This window comes from Bacillus sp. FSL R5-0431 (assembly GCF_038002985.1).
GTDB lineage: Bacteria > Bacillota > Bacilli > Bacillales > Bacillaceae > Bacillus.
Genome location: NZ_JBBOOG010000001.1, coordinates 2,740,517 through 2,755,905, shown reverse-complemented (window position 1 = coordinate 2,755,905; position 15,389 = coordinate 2,740,517). Strand labels below are relative to the sequence as shown.

The window sequence follows — 15,389 nt, the reverse complement described above, 5'->3', positions numbered from 1 at the left end:
GCGTGCACTTTTTTGAAAGGGGGTGAACATATGCCAAGAGAACTAAAAAACGCTAAAATTACGCATGTTTCCTACGTGGACAAAGCAGCGAACAAGAAGAAATTCTTTTTGATGAAAGCAAAGAAAAAGCGGCTTGACTTTCAAAAGGAGGTCAGTGTCCTAACAAAGGCTGAAGATGCTCATCGCCTCGTGTACGGTGTCGTGTATGAACCGAATACGCCTGATGCACATCAAGACTTTATGACAGCCAAGGAAATTGAAAGAGCGGCACACGGCTTTATGAAGGATGCCCGTCATATTGACAAGCAGCATGATTTTCAGGATGGTGTTGGCGAAGTGGTTGAATCATATATTGCTCCGGCTGATGTTGAAGTGGGCGGGGAGCTGATTCGAAAAGGATCTTGGGTGCTTGTGACAAAGGCTTCCCAAGAGATTTGGGATCAAATTCAAAAAGGCCACATTACAGGCTATTCAATGGCTGGAACGGCGGACATCGTCGCCATAGAAGAACAAGATCAGCTTCTATCTCAAGGCACGAATGAGAGAGGGCTTTTTTCTTTGCTGAAAAATTTCTTTTTAAAAGAGGAAGGTGCAAACATGTCACAACCATTTTGGAACGTTTTAGACCATCTGCTGGAAACCTTACAGTCAAGTGATGGTGATGAGGCGGATGTAAGAGCTGCCTTAGAACAGCTCATTCCAATCATGCAGGACATCCTGAAGACAGAGGATGTACTTCAAACGATTGGTGAAAGGCCAGCCGCCGTACAAAAGGAAGATGCTGCTTTGACGACAGATCAAGTACGAGAGCTCGAAAAAGCAAAAAAGGCCATCGAAAACGTCTTACAGCAGGCTGAACAACAAGAAACAGATCAAACCGGGGAAGAACCTGTCCAAAAAGTGCTCGAGCAAGTCGTTGCACCGATTCGTCAGCAGCTCTCTTCCTTAGAGAAATCAGCCAGCAGAGAAAAAGCAGTGGTGCAGGAAGTGCTTGAGCAGCAGCTTTTGCCTATTTCAGAACGAATTCACATGCTTGAAAAGGCGCGGGGCATGTCAAAACAAACAATCCACGATACACAAAACGACACGACAACACCCATATGGGATGGCTTACTATAAGCCTAAATAAGGAGGAAACAGTGTGAGAAATCAAGAGTTGATTCGCAAGGCTGAAATGACACTTGCCAGCTTAAAAACCGGCGGTCTCATGAACGCAACCCAATCCAACACATTCATTAGAATGATGCAAAACACACCAACCGTTTTAAATGATGCACGCATCATTCCGATGGAAAGTGATTCACAAAAAATCGAAAAAATCGGCTTTGGCCAGCGTATTTTGCGCCCAGCAGAAGAAGGCCAAGCGCTTGATGCAAAAGACCGTGTTGTCCCAGCGACAAGCACTGTCCAGCTAAATGCGAAAGAGGTCATTGCAGAGATTCACATGACCTACGACAGCATTGAAAACAATATTGAAAAAGACGGAATCCAGCAGACAATTATGCAAATGCTGGCTGAACGAGCGGCGGTCGATATTGAAGAGCTCATCGTCAATGGGGATACGACTTCATCAGATCCATTTTTAGCCCAAATGGATGGCGTGAGAAAACAAGCAGTATCTCATATTGTTGATGCAAATGGAGCGGAAATTAGCCGCCAAATGTTTAAACAAGCCTATAAAGCGATGCCGTCAAAATATTTACGTGTACCTCAGGATTTCCGTTTCTACACATCCCCAAGTTTAGAGGTTGAGTGGAAGGATCAAGTAGCAAACCGTCAGACAAATCTCGGAGATGCGGTCATTCAAGGCGGACTTTCTTCTGCATTCGGTGTGCCGGTCAAAGGTCTTGCCAATATGCAGCCATATGACGAAGTGGGAACAGACGTATCAGATATTTTGCTGACACACCCTAAAAATATTATCGTAGGTTTTTCTCGTAATATTCGAATTGAAGTAGAAAAAGATATTCGCAGCCGTAAATTTATTATTGTCCTGACAGCGAAGCTAGACAGCAAATTTGAGGAAGAGGATGCTGTAGCAAAAGTGATGAAAGTGAAAGAGTAGGTGACGGCAGGCCATGATTATTTCTCCTGAAGAAGTACAAGCCTATTCTGTATTTGAGCGTGTGAAAAATCGCTCTGTAGAAAGACTGACAGCAGATATTATCGAAGCCGAAGCTGCGGTATTTCAGATCGTAGGTCATGATTTCTCAAGCGAAAAATATCAGCCCCTTCCTGAAAAAGCAAGAATCGCATTATTAAAAATGGCCCAATATTTTGCCATGCTGAATGATGACGAATCTATGATGAAAGGCTTTACGTCAGAAAAAATGGGTGATTATTCATATGCGAAGGCAGCTGATCAAGTGAAAGGCAAACCTTATGTATATGCCCTGCTTGTCGATTACATTGAACCATCATTAACTGGCGGCAGTACCAAATTAAAGGCGAGATCATTATGAGTTATCACTCTTTATTAACAGACCGCTGTGATCTTTTTCACCTTGAACATCAGGAGGCTTCCCGAGGAAAATTCGGGGTTCCAGCTGATGACTTACAAATGACTCTTTCCTATCCTGATGCTCCTAGCCTGACAGATCTGGCTTGTTATGTCATAGAAAAGAATCAGTCACTTGTGCAAGAAGAGCCGAATACAGTTATTTATCAGTCCTATCTTGTCCATTTCCCTTTAGCAAGTGATATTCGCCTGCATGACAAAATGGTGTGGAACGGCGTCTCACTTAAGTTGCAGCAGCCCAAAATAGTGAAAAATCATCACATTGAAGTGATGGCAGTCAGGAAGGAAAATCTATGAAAATTGATGGACTTGACCGGCTGCTTTCACAGCTGCAAACAGCGTGTGACGGCGGCTTAAAGGCAAAATATCAAGATTGGCTACAAGACATGGGCCTAGAACTTTTGGACATCATTCAGGATGAGCTAATCAAGGAGAATGCTGTCGATACAGGCCGGCTTCTAAGCTCCTTTACGCAAGGAGACAAGGAGAATCATTTTCTTATGTCAAAAGGTGGACTCACGCTTGAAGTGGGAACGCAGCTTGAATATGCCTCCTATGTCAATGACGGACATGCTACTTCTTCAAGTGGAGAGCGAAGATGGGTGCCTGGCAGATGGGCTGGCAGCCGCTTTGAATATGATCCGAATGCAAAGACAGGAATGATGCTTGCCTCTCAATGGATAGATGGAAATGGCTACTGGGATCATGCTGTCATGCTCTATGAGCAGATGTTTGAACAGTCGCTGGATCGAAAGCTTCAAAGCTGGTTCGATCGACATTTTGGGAGGTGATGAAATGAATCAAGAAGTCGGGGCAATCATGCATTATATTTACACACACTTTCCTGTGACAATGTATGATCGACTTTTGCCAGAGCGTTTTCAAGTGCCATCCGTTTATGTGCCGCCCGTAAGAGTCATCAGCGGTCCAGATACGGTATCTACGTTTATGAAATCTTATTCGCTGCAAGTGAAAGTGTTTCATATGGATTCAGAAAAAGCGCATGACGCAGCAGAAACAATTGTTGATGCATTGCTTGCTGATCGTCAAATGATTCAGATGATGAGTGAAGATGGAAAGGTGCTTGATGATTATGTCCGCATAAAAAGAGTGGAAACAAGAATGATAGATCAAGGCGTAGCAGCGATTGTCCTGACGTGGGATAGCAGCTATTGGTACAACCGGGACAAACAAGCAAGCCTTGAAGATATCAACTTTTCAGATGGGGTGATCAAACGTGAGCAAGACTAAAAAAGCAGAGCCCGCTCAAACAGCTGGCGAAGAAAAAGAATTTGGCTTTTCATTTGAAGCCTTAAAAGAGCACAGTAAGGATCTTTTTGGGGTTAAACCAGAAATCCTTGAAGGTGCTCTTTTTTATATCAAACATCAACCAATTACAAAAACAGAAGCGAAAAAGCACATTGATGCTTTTTTGTCCAAGGAGGTTTAAAGGATGAACGGAGGCACATTTACACCAGGTACAGAGAAAAAGCGTCCTGGCATTTACTTTAATTTTAAAACAACAGCAGAGCAGCGAATTACTTTAGGCGATCGAGGTACGGTGGCACTTCCTCTTGTGATGAGCTGGGGAGAACCAAAAACCTTTATTTCCGTTTCAAATATGGAAGACTTAAATAAAAAGGTTGGACTCAACATTGATGACAAGTCACTTCTTCTTTTCCGTGAAGCAAAGAAAAAAGCACAAACGGTCTTGCTTTACCGCCTAAATGAAGGGGAGACGGCCAAAGCCGAAATCGCTGAAAATTTTGTGGTCACAGCCAATTATGGCGGTCTAAAAGGAAATGAGATCACTGTACAAGTGGCAGAAAATGTACTTGATAGCACAAAGCGTGACGTCATCACTTATCTTGGAACAGATATTGTCGATAAGCAGGTTGTCACGGATGTCAAAGATCTTGTGAAAAACAAATATGTTCATTTTTCTGGTGAAGGTGAAGCAGTCATCACAGCTGGCGTGGCACTAAGCGGCGGGAAAAATGGTGTGGCAAGTGTCGCAGATTATACAGCTTTCCTAGAAGCAGCAGAAACAGAATACTTTGATGTCATTGCTCTCCCGATCGATAATAGTGAGCAATTAAAAGCGACCTTCGCTTCCTTTATCGAGCGTTTACGTGATAAGCAAGGACGTAAGGTGCAAGGAGTTGTGGCCAACTATGCAGCTGACCAAGAAGGCATCATCAATGTGACAAGCGGTGTTGTGCTGGAAGATGGAACAGAACTAACGCCTGCTCAAGCAACAGCATGGGTCGCAGGGGCAAGTGCAGGAGCAAACTTCAATCAGTCACTGACCTTCGTAGAATACGAAGGAGCAGTGGATACATTAGAACGCCTTGATAATGATCAAGTAGAATACCGATTATCACAAGGGGAGTTCCTGTTCACCTTTGATGCGAGAGATCGTACCGTGAGTGTTGAAAAAGATATTAACTCCTTGACAAGCTTTACAGCTGAAAAGAACCAGCAAATGGCGAAAAACAAAATCATTCGTGTGCTTGATGCGATCAACAATGATTTGACGTTCGAATTAAAAAATCTGATTAAATTACGCAAAGCCAATGGCAATGACATTCCAGCATCAGATGATGGGGTGCAGCTTGTGAAAACACTGATTACTCAGTATCTCACACAGCTTCAAGATGGCAGCGGCATTACAGGCTTTAACTCAGAAACAGATATCGTGATCGGTCTCAATGAAGATCGTGATGGATTTATCATCGATCTAGCGGTTCAACCAGTAGATGCAGCAGAAAAATTCTATTTCAATGTGGAGGTGAAGTAAGATGGCTTTTAAAGCGCAAAATACAATTTCAGGTAAAGAAGGTCGTCTTTTCTTAGAAGGTGAGGAGCTTGCCTTTATCAAAACGTTTGAAGCAAACGTGGAGAAAAACAAATCAGAAGTCAATGTGATGGGCCGCCGAATGACTGGTCATAAAACAACAGGGGCAAACGGAACAGGAACGGCAACATTCTATAAAGTCACGTCACGTTTCGTTCAATTAATGCTCAACTATGTGAAAAAAGGGGAAGACCCATATTTCACTCTTCAGGCTGTAATTGACGATAAGTCATCAGGCCGAGGCACTGAGCGTGTGACATTATTTGATGTCAACTTTGATTCAGCTAAAATCGCTGGATTGGATGTTGATTCAGAGGCGCTTGAAGAAGAAGTTCCGTTTACGTTCGAGGACTTTGATCTTCCTGAAAAGCTGAAGAATTCTTTCTAATTACAATTGAAAAAGGCATTACGAATGACGAAAATATATGTTATTTTTATTTTATTCAACGATATGGTATAATTTTTCATAGTTACAGAGTAGCTACAAAAGAGTTACTGTGTAACCCCAAAAAGTTTCTTAGAAATATGTTTACATGCAAAGTACTTTGCATAAAATAAAAAGAAGCCAGGATGCGTCAACATCCCGGCAATGTACAATGAGGCCCTCAAGGGGCTGGCTAATCAATTAGATAGTTTTAAGGATAGACTTTCCCTTCAACCGTCCAAAGCTCAAGGGGAGTCTATTTTTTGTCTATATACGTCAACAGGGCAACGATAAATGACCCGAATGCAAGCATTAACATAAGCGCTTGAAATGTTGACATGAGCATCACCCCCTTCCTATCGGGGATGAGCCAGACACCCTTGAGCAAGCCATTCAATTGTACAAATTAAATTATACATGAAAAGATTGGAAAGCACATTCAAAAAATGGATGTGCTTTTTTGCATTCAAAAAAACATAACAAAGGGAGTTTTTAAACATGACCGAAAAACAAACATTTGATCTTTCATTTTTTATGCCAGGACAAACAGTAGAAGCGGAAGAGGTCAAAGTACCGATTTCTAAGCGTTTTGTTGATAAAAAAGGGAATGTCATTCCTTTTGTCTTTAAAGCCATTACAACTGAACGCATTGATGAACTGGAAAAAGAAAATACGACCTTCAAAAATGTCAAAGGCAGAGGCCGCGTAAAGGACTTAGACAGTCAGCGCTTCTACGCACGAATTGCGATTGAATCGACCATTTATCCAGATTTCCGCTCAAAGGAATTAAGGGAAGCCTACAGCACACAAGATCCAGTTGAAGTAGCAAAACGCGTCCTGTCAGTTGGCGGTGAATATGCGAACTGGTTAAACAAAGCCATTGAAATCAACGGATTCGAAGACGAAATTGAAGATTTAGAAGAAGCAGCAAAAAACTAATAAAAGATGGGGATAAAGAAGCCGTGTTTTTATATTACGCCATGCACGAGCTTCACTACTCCCCATCTGAACTCCTAGATTTATACGAATCACCAAGACCGTTCAAAGCATTCCTATTCGGACTCATCAGCTACAAACTCGACATGCTAGAAAAAGAAGCAAAGAAAGGAGGGAAATAATTGGCGAAACTCACTGCACGATTTGAATTAGAAGACAAAGTATCGAAGAAGCTTATGCGCATTCAAAAACGATTTCAAACGTTTGAGAAGCAGCTAAAACCATTTAGAAAACCAGTGAAAATAAACCTGGAAATAGATGAAAAGAAGTTAAGAAACTTCAGTTTATCGCTTCGGAAAATTTCAGTATTTTCCATGAGGCTGGACCAGGGAATCTATCGTGATTTAAAAGCATTAAACAATCAGTTAAATATGCTCCCAAATCATCTGGTCATATCCATTCAAGCGAAGGGACTAGATGTCATTAAATCCAGCATAAACCGTTTAAAACAAGCGGGAACAAGCCCCATTCTGCTGACGTTTAAACTAAACGATCAATTGTCAGGTAAAATGTCATCGATCAAAAAATCTATCCTTCAGCTCATGAACAGAACGTATTATATGAGATTAAACATGGTTGACCAAGCCACCGCTGCAATTCAACGAATCAAAAAGACACTCAAAAGCTTGACGATGTCTAAACACGAAATCAGAGTGTCTGTTCAAGACAATGCAAAGAGTAAGTTGAAAAAACGAGATCAGGCTGAGTCGGTTGTGAAAGAACAAAACATAAAAAAAGAGCCTGAGGCTGTTAGTCCGTCAGTGAAAACGGAAGATCCTAAACAGAGCTGGCTCCAGAACCTTGCCAATAAGGGATTAAGTGAAATTCAAAAATATGCAGGTGATGTTGCAGATAAAGTGAAGGAAAAATTGAGTCCTAGAAAGTTTTGGGATGAAAAGGCACTTCCTTGGGTTGAAAATAAAATAGAAGAGTACAAGCAAGACGTGATCGGAAGAATTAAAGAGAAAATTAAATTTAATCCTGAAGAAAAACTAGATCAATTGGTGAAGACTGGATTAGATCGTCTCTTTGGTGCAAGTGATCAATCAAGTGAAATTGCCACTCCAGCACCAACAACAGCACCAACAACAGCACCAACAACAGCACCAACAACAGCACCAACATCAACACCATCAAATCCAGCTACCAAAACGAAACCTCAGCCGCGAGGTGGAAAAGGCTTGTTTCGCAATAGTTGTTGCCCCTGTTGTGCAAGAGGTTTAAGCAGGGGAGGATCTACTAAAACTAAAAATCGAAATGGTCGCTCACCAAGACAGACAAGAAATCCAAATGCTACATCAAGGGCCGAAATGAATAGAAGACCTCCAAGTAGATTTGGGAAACTGAAAACAAATGCAGGTAAATTATTTGGAAAAATCCCTAGTGGACTAAAGAAAGGTGCGGGTATCGCAGCTTCAGCTGGCGGACTTACGGGTTTAGTGAAAGGTAGCAAGGGGTTAAGTGGATTAGGGGATGCGGTGAAAAATATAGGTAAAGGGAGCGGCAAGTTATTAAAGAAAGTACCTATTCTAGGAAGTGTACTTAGTGCAACAAATCTAATCGGTATGAACAAAGAAAATGCTGGTGAAAAGATCGGTACGACTGGAGGCGGCATCGCTGGCGGGATGGCAGGTGCTGCAGCAGGTGCAGCTATTGGAAGCGTAGTTCCAGGGGTAGGTACAGCCATCGGCGGTCTAGTAGGCGGCATCGCTGGAAGTATGGGCGGAGAATCTATCGGTGAAACAATTGGAAAATGGTTTGATGGCGGCGGATTTGAAAAGATTGGCCAAAAAGCCATTGAAATCAAAAATCAAATTGTCGAAGTTTGGTCAACAGTAGCGGGTTGGTTCACAGAAAATGTCTGGACACCATTAAGCAGTACGGTTGTCACAGTAGCAACGACCATATGGACAAGTCTAGTCAATGCCTGGACATGGATTCAAGAAACATTTAGTGCAGTTGCAGGTTGGTTTATTGAAAATGTCTGGACACCACTAAGCGATACAGTCGTCACAGTAGCAACGACCATATGGACAAGTCTAGTCAATGCCTGGACATGGATTCAAGAAACATTCAGTGCAGTTGCGGGCTGGTTTATTGAAAACGTTTGGACACCGCTAAGCGACACAGTCGTTACGGTAGCAACGACAATCTGGTCAAGTTTAGTGAATGCCTGGACATGGATTCAAGAGACATTTAGTGCAGTTGCAGGCTGGTTTATTGAAAACGTTTGGACACCGCTAAGCAGCACAGTCGTTACAGTCGCTACAGGGATTTGGACAGCATTATCAAATGCATGGAAAAAGATACAATCAATCTTTGGAACTGTCTCGTCTTGGTTTATGGAAAATGTATGGAACCCACTTGTAGATACGGTAGGAACCATTAAAGACAGTTTCGGTAAAAAGTTTGAAGAAGCTTATAAAGTCGTGACAGATATATGGGCTGGATTATCCAAATGGTTTAAAGATAATATTCAGACACCGATCGTAAAAGTAGCAGGTGCCATAAGTGAGGGTTTTTCTAAAGCTTTTGACTGGGTTAAAAAGATTTTTGATATGGGTGGCGGTGCTGTTAATTTAGTAGTGAATAAGGTATTAGGAAGAGACCCTGACAAAAAAGCTACAGGCGGTTATATCACCCAGCCAACCTTATCATGGGTCGGAGAAGCAGGTAACGAATTTGTTATTCCAACTCAAAATAACCGAGGACGCGGGAAGATGCTGCTTGCTCAGGCTGCTTCTCATCTTGGAATGTCTGTTATGCCAAGCGGAGCAGCTGGAAATCAAGTATCAAGCTCTCCAGCTCCTACAGCAGTAGCTTCAGCATCTTCTGTCGGTTCAATAGACGGATCTGTCTCGATGACTGGAAACATTCAAGCCTCCAGCATAGGCGAGCAATTTAATAAGGATTTTGAACAAGGATTAAATCAAAAAGTGATTACACTTGATCAATGGAAGCAAAAGAATATTCAGCAGCCTTTTGCTCAATTGACCTCAGACTCAGGTAAGTATGGTCAGCAAACAGTTGCTGCTTTTGCGAATGGTCAGCAGGTGACACCCACAGGAACAGACAGCTTTTTGCAAAGTCGTGTAAAAGCACCATACCAACAAGTGATGACAGCATCACCAACTTGGGGTTCTGGAACAGTTAATGGTTTTGCCACAGGTCAAAATGCCACATCAGTTGGTACTAGCCAATACGTAGATCAGCACATCAAACAACCATTCCTGCAAGCAAAACAAGACTCACCAGGCTGGGGCTCAGGAATGATGGATGCCTTTAACAGCGGCATGCGTTCAAAAGCAAGTGAAGTCACACAAGCTGCCAAAGAAATGGCGAAGAAAGTAGAGCAGGCGTTTAGAGAGGAATTAGACATTCATTCCCCTTCACGCGTCATGATGAGTCTTGGGAAATTTGCATCGATCGGTGTCGTTAAAGGGCTCGACTCAGTGGATGTGAAAAAGTTTGCTGAAAATCAGGCTGGTTCATTAATCGGAGCTTTCAATGGTATGGGGGCTTCAGGTCTTAGTGTTCAGCAATGGCTCATGGCAGCTCTCATGGCAACTGGCACATCGATGAACTGGCTTCCAGGTCTTATGACCATTGCACAGCATGAATCGAATGGAAATCCGAAAGCAATCAACTTATGGGATTCCAACGCTAAAAAGGGAACGCCTTCTAAAGGCTTAATGCAAACCATTGGACCGACGTTTAACTCCAATAAAGGCAAAGGTATGAATGACATTTGGAACCCAATTCATAATGCCGTAGCAGCCATTAACTACATTAAGGGCAGATATGGAACAGTCTTCAATACACCGGGATTACGAAGTATGAGAAGAGGCGGGCCTTATAAAGGCTACGCAAATGGTGGACTGATTACTCAGGAGCAGGTTGCTAGAGTCGGAGAAGGAAACAAACGCGAATGGATTATTCCTGAAGAAAGAGGGATTCGGGGGAGATATTTATTAACGCAGGCAGCCAAGGCACTTGGGATGCAAGTATATGACCCAGCAAATGCGTCTGCACCTTTACCAGAATCACAAATGCAGCAAGTCACCTCAGCTCATTCTTCTAGTGGTACAACAGCGTCAGGCAATAAGCAAATTATCATTCAATTCAATGGGGATCAGCATTTCCATAATGGACAAGATCAGCAATCGCTTGTCGAAAAAATTAGACAAATGCTCGTAGATGAACTGGAAGTAGAGCTTCATACAGGAACGAAGGGGGTCGTGATCGATGGGTAAATCAGTGTATCAATTGTGGATTTCCCAAGGAAAGGACAAGTTGCGATTCCCTGTCCTTCCATCCGAACTTGAAATCACAAATAACGTACAAAATGAAACGGTAAAGGTTGCTTCTTTTGGAGAACTGACCTTTATTGATGTCCCATCGGCTAAGCAAGTATCATTCACTTCATTATTTCCTAAGAAATATTCGCCAATTGCTGAATATAAAAGCATTCCATCACCGGAGAATGCGATAGCGAAAATAGAACGAATGATGCGTTCAAAGAAGTCTGTGCGGCTGATTGTAACGGGGACAAAAATCAATATGACGTGCAGCATTGAAAGCTTCACCCATAAAGAAGGGTCATATGATATTGGCGATCGTGAATTTACGATCGAGTTAAAGGAATACAAAACCGCATCGCCTAGGAAAATTAAACGAAAGAAAAAAGCAAAACAAACGAAAAAGAAAAGGCCTTCAAAAACACCACCAAAAATGTACACCGTCAAAAAAGGGGATACGCTATGGGCCATTTCAGGCAGATTTTATGGCGACAGTACAAAATGGCGGCGTATTTGGAATGCCAATAAATTAGCGATGATTAAACGTAGCAAACGCAATATTAAGCAGCCGGGGCATTGGATTTTCCCTGGACAAAGGTTAAAAATACCACAATAGGGGGGTTGGCATTGATCGAGCTTTTTGCCATCAGAAGCGGCACCATGTATGAGCTTGTCACAGAGAGTGTGACACTTCAGGGGCAAAGGTATCAAGCCCCTCGCTCTATTAAGGCAAATATTATCACTAAACAAGGCAGTCAAACATATTACCGTGTCTCAGAAGGGGACACGGTTCTTTTTAAATGGAAAGGAAAAGAGCTGTTCAGAGGCATTGTGTTTTCTCGTACGCCTGTTGAAGGGAAAATGACCTTTACCGCATACGACATGCTTCAATATTTGGTGAAAAACCAAGATGTCTATGTTTTTTCAAAACAAAGAGCAGATCAAATCTTGAGACGGATTGGGGCTGACTTTCAAATTCCCATGACCTCCATCGCCAATACCGGTCATGTCATAAAATCGCTAGTGTTTAAAAATGATACGAGCCTATATGACATGATTCTGAAAGCATTAAAAGAAACAAAGCGGCAAACCGGCAGAAACTATCAAATCTATTCTGCTAAAGGAAAGATGGGGCTGAGAGCTTGGCCAGATCCAGAGGACGTATGGGTCATTGAATCAGGTGTCAATCTCATTGGCTATCAGTACAGCACCTCGATTGAAGAAACAGCCACTCGTGTCCAGCTGCGTACGTCTGCAGATGAACAAGGGAAAAATAAGAAAAAAGGGAGCAAATCAGAGATTGTAGTGGTCGAACAGGATAAAGCAGGTCAGAGTAAATACGGTATTTTACAACATGTTGAGACGGTTACAGGGCAAATTAACCAGCCGCAGCTGCAAAAAAGAGCCAAAGTACGGCTGGCAGAGAAAAAAGGCGTGAAACAAGAAGTCAAAAGCATACAAGCGCTAGGCATTCCTGAACTGCAAAGCGGTCTTCCAATCTATTTAAAAATCCCTGAAATCAACGTGAAAAAAACCTACTGGATCGATCAAGACAAACATGAATTCAGTGGGGTGAAACACACCATGACAATTGATGTCGTTGAGAAAAATTCCATTCCAAAGGGTGATCAAGCGTGAGGTTAAGTGAAGCGATTAAACGATTAGCAGTGAATGCTGTAGATGCCGCCTCTCCAATTGATCTCGTGGTTGGAGAAGTCACGGCAGTTTCTCCTGTAAGCATCCGGTTAAATGAAAACCATAAGCTAGTCATTCCGGAAGAATTACTGATTTGGCCAAAGCGCCTAAATAAGGGTGAGGATGATGAACTGAAAAGGGGAGACAGCATTATGGTGCTCGCAATGGCAGGAGGGCAGTCCTTCTACATCATCGACAAATTGTAAGGGAGGTGATGAACGTGGCACTTTCACCAGAGGAAGAAATCGAGGAAACAGAAGAAGACGAAGAGGTGGAAACCTCGACGACGTATCGAATAGATGTTGAAACTGGCAGACTGACAGGTGAAACCATTTCAGGCATTGAAGCAATTCGTCAATTCGTTTATATGACACTCAGGACAGAGCGGTATGCATATCCTATCTACAGCCACGACATTGGCACTGAAATCCAGGAGCTATTGACGGATACAGAAGCCACGGATGAATACAAAGAAATGGAGATTCCGAGACTGCTAGAGGAAGCATTGATTGTCGACGAACGGATTGATCATATTGAAGAGTTAGAGGTCACAAAGCAAAATGACTCGTTTCATGTCAAACTAGCTATTGTCACAGATGAAGGCACATTAGAAATAGAGGAGGTGATGGAGGGCGATGTTTGAGGAACAAACGTATGAAGCATTGATAGAAAGAATGCTGGACAGATTGCCAGATGACATAGATAAAAGAGAAAACAGCGTCATTTGGAATGCCTTGGCACCTGCTGCCGCTGAACTGGCCCAGTCCTATATTTGGCTTGATCAAGTGTTCGAGCTGGTCTTTGCAGATACAGCACAAGGAGAGTTTCTAGATCGGCGGGCTGCTGAAGTAGGAATTGAAAGAAAACCAGCGACTAAAGCGATTTGGTCCGCAGCTATTCAGCCGGAGGATATCAACATCCCAGTTGGCTCACGGTTTTTTATTGAAGACGTCTATTTCCAATATTCGAAAGAAGGCACGCTAGAATGCGAGACACCTGGCAAGATCGGCAATGGTCAATTAACAGATCAGCCGCTGCTATCACTTGATACAATTCCAGGACTCGAATCGATTACCATGAAAGAACTGGTGATACCAGGACAAGAGGAAGAAGATGACGCTTCGTTATATGATCGCTACTTAATACGTGCTAGGCGGGAGGCTGTCAGTGCCAACAAGGCGCATTATAAAAAATGGGCTGAGGAGGTGACAGGGGTTGGCAGAGCGAAAGTATTCCCGCTTTGGAATGGAGAAGGAACGGTCAAAATTGTCATCACAGACAGCAATCTAGATGTTGCATCAGATCTTCTTGTTAAAAGAGTACAGGAATATATCGACCCTGTGCCAGGCGAAGGGGAAGGACAAGCGCCTATCGGTTCAAAAGCAACCGTCGAAAGCGCCAAATGGCTGGATATTGACATAGAAGTAGCCGTCGAACTTCAAATGGACTGGACCCTTGAAGGAGCGCAGAAAGAAATAGAAGAAAAGGTCAAAGCGCTGTTGAAATCAATCGCATTTGAAAAGAGTACCATTCGAATGTCCGCCTTAAATGACATTCTGTACCATTCAGAAAGTGTATCAGATTATGCAAACGTGTTATTGAATGGGGAATCGAAAAACTTAGTGTTACAGGACATTGAGATACCGCGTCTGAGGCAGGTGAAGGTTATTGAGCAAACAGGATGAAATGAAAAACTACTTGCCGCCATATTTTACAGAGATTTATGAAGTAGATCATCTACTCAAAACAGAAGCACCGGAGTTTGAGCAATTGGATGAATCCATTTTCGATTTAACGGATCAGTTCTTCTCTTTAACTGCGACATGGGGATTGAATAGATGGGAAAGAATGCTGAAGGTGCAGCGAGAATCAGATGACTCCATTGAACTTCGCAGGGCACGCTTACTCAATATGATGTCAAACATTCCACCGATCACGTATCTTTCATTAGAGAAATCGGTGAATCGCTTTCTCAAAAATCCAAGTGCCATCATCCGTCTCACCACCAATCGCTACCATTTCGCCCTGCGTGTGAACCTAGATGACCTGCAAAACACTAGATATATTGTAGAAATACTTGAAACGTTAAAGCCGGCTCATTTGGCTTATACGTTCACTGCTTTTCATCATACCGATGTACATGAAAAAAATGACCATCACGGGAGGCTCACACTGCGAAGCAGAGTGGGTTTTTTCGATCATATCCCGATTTTACTGAATGGTGAATTTGTATTAAATGGTACGTTTTATCTTAGCGGGACAAGAGGTTCAACCGATGTACCTGCTCGTTTTCGGCATTCGTTGAAGATGAGAATGCCGCTTCAGCATAAGTCAGAAACCACATATCGCATGAATTATGTCATGACTGGAGCGTTAAATGAAAAAGGGCAAAAAGCGGCACTGACTTTACGCACAAAGAACCAGCTGTCACATCAAACCAAAAAGAAGATGACGTTCCGATTGCCAGTACATGTCCAAACTGAACAGCGCGGCAGCTTACTGATTAAGGATCATTACTGGATTCTCGATGGATCTGTTCCGCTGGACGGATCAAAAATGCTAGCAGCAACTTCTCAAAAAATAGAGCTATAAGGAGGATCA

19 protein-coding genes are annotated in these 15,389 nt (G+C 42.7%); 18 read left to right on the top strand and 1 reads right to left on the bottom strand.

The features are described 5' to 3' along the window. Positions 1-30 precede the first annotated feature (30 nt). Genes MKZ03_RS14250 through MKZ03_RS14210 form a run of 9 tightly spaced genes read left to right on the top strand, consistent with a single transcriptional unit; the run spans position 31 to position 5,763 of the window. A complete protein-coding gene (locus MKZ03_RS14250; RefSeq protein WP_341032198.1) occupies positions 31-1,119 on the top strand; it encodes an XkdF-like putative serine protease domain-containing protein in 1,089 nt (362 codons plus the stop codon). Positions 1,120-1,141: 22 nt separating this feature from the next. Then, positions 1,142-2,065 (top strand): phage major capsid protein, encoded by a 924-nt coding sequence (locus tag MKZ03_RS14245; protein WP_341032197.1) that lies wholly within the window; start codon positions 1,142-1,144, stop codon positions 2,063-2,065. 13 nt (positions 2,066-2,078) lie between these two features. Next, complete coding sequence (gene yqbG, locus MKZ03_RS14240; protein ID WP_034659745.1) at positions 2,079-2,462, top strand: protein YqbG; 384 nt, start codon at positions 2,079-2,081, stop codon at positions 2,460-2,462. After that, positions 2,459-2,815 (top strand): YqbH/XkdH family protein, encoded by a 357-nt coding sequence (locus tag MKZ03_RS14235; protein WP_034659744.1) that lies wholly within the window; start codon positions 2,459-2,461, stop codon positions 2,813-2,815. Before yqbG ends, MKZ03_RS14235 begins: the two co-directional genes overlap by 4 nt. Continuing rightward, positions 2,812-3,309: an HK97 gp10 family phage protein gene (locus MKZ03_RS14230; protein WP_034659743.1), complete on the top strand. Its 498-nt coding sequence runs from the start codon at positions 2,812-2,814 to the stop codon at positions 3,307-3,309. The genes MKZ03_RS14235 and MKZ03_RS14230 overlap by 4 nt, the downstream gene beginning before the upstream one ends. A gap of 4 nt (positions 3,310-3,313) precedes the next feature. After that, positions 3,314-3,769, top strand: a complete 456-nt coding sequence (locus MKZ03_RS14225) for a phage tail terminator family protein (protein ID WP_341032191.1) — start codon at positions 3,314-3,316, stop codon at positions 3,767-3,769. Then, the gene (locus MKZ03_RS14220; RefSeq protein ID WP_003212736.1) at positions 3,756-3,968 is read left to right on the top strand and encodes a hypothetical protein; all 213 of its coding nucleotides are present in this window, start codon (positions 3,756-3,758) and stop codon (positions 3,966-3,968) included. The genes MKZ03_RS14225 and MKZ03_RS14220 overlap by 14 nt, the downstream gene beginning before the upstream one ends. Positions 3,969-3,971: 3 nt before the next feature. Further along, positions 3,972-5,318 carry a phage tail sheath family protein gene (locus tag MKZ03_RS14215; protein ID WP_307500144.1) on the top strand — a complete coding sequence of 449 codons (1,347 nt, stop codon included), beginning with the start codon at positions 3,972-3,974 and terminating at the stop codon, positions 5,316-5,318. 1 nt (position 5,319) lies between these two features. Beyond that, entirely contained in the window at positions 5,320-5,763 is a 444-nt protein-coding gene (locus tag MKZ03_RS14210; RefSeq protein ID WP_003213309.1) for a phage tail tube protein, read from the top strand. A 292-nt stretch (positions 5,764-6,055) separates the two neighbouring features. Here the strand turns inward: MKZ03_RS14210 and MKZ03_RS14205 are convergent, their stop codons facing one another. After that, positions 6,056-6,145 (bottom strand): putative holin-like toxin, encoded by a 90-nt coding sequence (locus MKZ03_RS14205; protein WP_081311383.1) that lies wholly within the window; start codon positions 6,143-6,145, stop codon positions 6,056-6,058. Between the two features lie 152 nt (positions 6,146-6,297). Between MKZ03_RS14205 and MKZ03_RS14200 the strand changes: the two genes are divergently transcribed. From MKZ03_RS14200 to MKZ03_RS14160, 9 genes are read left to right on the top strand one after another with little or no spacing between them, the layout of a single operon-like run. Then, the gene (locus tag MKZ03_RS14200) at positions 6,298-6,738 is read left to right on the top strand and encodes a phage tail assembly chaperone (protein ID WP_334750349.1); all 441 of its coding nucleotides are present in this window, start codon (positions 6,298-6,300) and stop codon (positions 6,736-6,738) included. Between the two features lie 41 nt (positions 6,739-6,779). Continuing rightward, positions 6,780-6,917, top strand: a complete 138-nt coding sequence (locus MKZ03_RS14195; RefSeq protein WP_095285871.1) for a hypothetical protein — start codon at positions 6,780-6,782, stop codon at positions 6,915-6,917. Continuing rightward, positions 6,918-11,048, top strand: a complete 4,131-nt coding sequence (locus tag MKZ03_RS14190) for a transglycosylase SLT domain-containing protein (RefSeq protein ID WP_445662027.1) — start codon at positions 6,918-6,920, stop codon at positions 11,046-11,048. After that, positions 11,041-11,709 (top strand): LysM peptidoglycan-binding domain-containing protein, encoded by a 669-nt coding sequence (locus MKZ03_RS14185; protein ID WP_003213616.1) that lies wholly within the window; start codon positions 11,041-11,043, stop codon positions 11,707-11,709. Before MKZ03_RS14190 ends, MKZ03_RS14185 begins: the two co-directional genes overlap by 8 nt. An 11-nt stretch (positions 11,710-11,720) precedes the next feature. Further along, positions 11,721-12,731 (top strand): XkdQ/YqbQ family protein, encoded by a 1,011-nt coding sequence (locus MKZ03_RS14180; protein ID WP_341032187.1) that lies wholly within the window; start codon positions 11,721-11,723, stop codon positions 12,729-12,731. After that, positions 12,728-12,994 (top strand): DUF2577 family protein, encoded by a 267-nt coding sequence (locus MKZ03_RS14175; protein WP_034659738.1) that lies wholly within the window; start codon positions 12,728-12,730, stop codon positions 12,992-12,994. The genes MKZ03_RS14180 and MKZ03_RS14175 overlap by 4 nt, the downstream gene beginning before the upstream one ends. A 14-nt stretch (positions 12,995-13,008) precedes the next feature. After that, the gene (locus MKZ03_RS14170) at positions 13,009-13,431 is read left to right on the top strand and encodes a DUF2634 domain-containing protein (protein ID WP_106039144.1); all 423 of its coding nucleotides are present in this window, start codon (positions 13,009-13,011) and stop codon (positions 13,429-13,431) included. After that, positions 13,424-14,473, top strand: coding sequence for a baseplate J/gp47 family protein (locus MKZ03_RS14165; RefSeq protein ID WP_307500141.1), 1,050 nt, complete (start codon positions 13,424-13,426; stop codon positions 14,471-14,473). The genes MKZ03_RS14170 and MKZ03_RS14165 overlap by 8 nt, the downstream gene beginning before the upstream one ends. After that, a complete protein-coding gene (locus tag MKZ03_RS14160) occupies positions 14,457-15,380 on the top strand; it encodes a YmfQ family protein (protein WP_341032184.1) in 924 nt (307 codons plus the stop codon). The genes MKZ03_RS14165 and MKZ03_RS14160 overlap by 17 nt, the downstream gene beginning before the upstream one ends. The last annotated feature ends 9 nt before the right edge of the window (positions 15,381-15,389 follow it).

What these genes read in the sequence shown, in the direction of transcription:
- MKZ03_RS14200 (WP_334750349.1), top strand. Translation starts at nt 6,298, where the DNA reads ATGACCGAAAAACAAACATTTGATCTTTCATTTTTTATGCCAGGACAA.
- yqbG (WP_034659745.1), top strand. Translation starts at nt 2,079, where the DNA reads ATGATTATTTCTCCTGAAGAAGTACAAGCCTATTCTGTATTTGAGCGT.
- MKZ03_RS14225 (WP_341032191.1), top strand. Translation starts at nt 3,314, where the DNA reads ATGAATCAAGAAGTCGGGGCAATCATGCATTATATTTACACACACTTT.
- MKZ03_RS14250 (WP_341032198.1), top strand. Translation starts at nt 31, where the DNA reads ATGCCAAGAGAACTAAAAAACGCTAAAATTACGCATGTTTCCTACGTG.
- MKZ03_RS14210 (WP_003213309.1), top strand. Translation starts at nt 5,320, where the DNA reads ATGGCTTTTAAAGCGCAAAATACAATTTCAGGTAAAGAAGGTCGTCTT.
- MKZ03_RS14230 (WP_034659743.1), top strand. Translation starts at nt 2,812, where the DNA reads ATGAAAATTGATGGACTTGACCGGCTGCTTTCACAGCTGCAAACAGCG.
- MKZ03_RS14205 (WP_081311383.1), bottom strand. Translation starts at nt 6,145, where the DNA reads ATGCTCATGTCAACATTTCAAGCGCTTATGTTAATGCTTGCATTCGGG.
- MKZ03_RS14235 (WP_034659744.1), top strand. Translation starts at nt 2,459, where the DNA reads ATGAGTTATCACTCTTTATTAACAGACCGCTGTGATCTTTTTCACCTT.
- MKZ03_RS14165 (WP_307500141.1), top strand. Translation starts at nt 13,424, where the DNA reads ATGTTTGAGGAACAAACGTATGAAGCATTGATAGAAAGAATGCTGGAC.
- MKZ03_RS14185 (WP_003213616.1), top strand. Translation starts at nt 11,041, where the DNA reads ATGGGTAAATCAGTGTATCAATTGTGGATTTCCCAAGGAAAGGACAAG.
- MKZ03_RS14195 (WP_095285871.1), top strand. Translation starts at nt 6,780, where the DNA reads ATGCACGAGCTTCACTACTCCCCATCTGAACTCCTAGATTTATACGAA.
- MKZ03_RS14215 (WP_307500144.1), top strand. Translation starts at nt 3,972, where the DNA reads ATGAACGGAGGCACATTTACACCAGGTACAGAGAAAAAGCGTCCTGGC.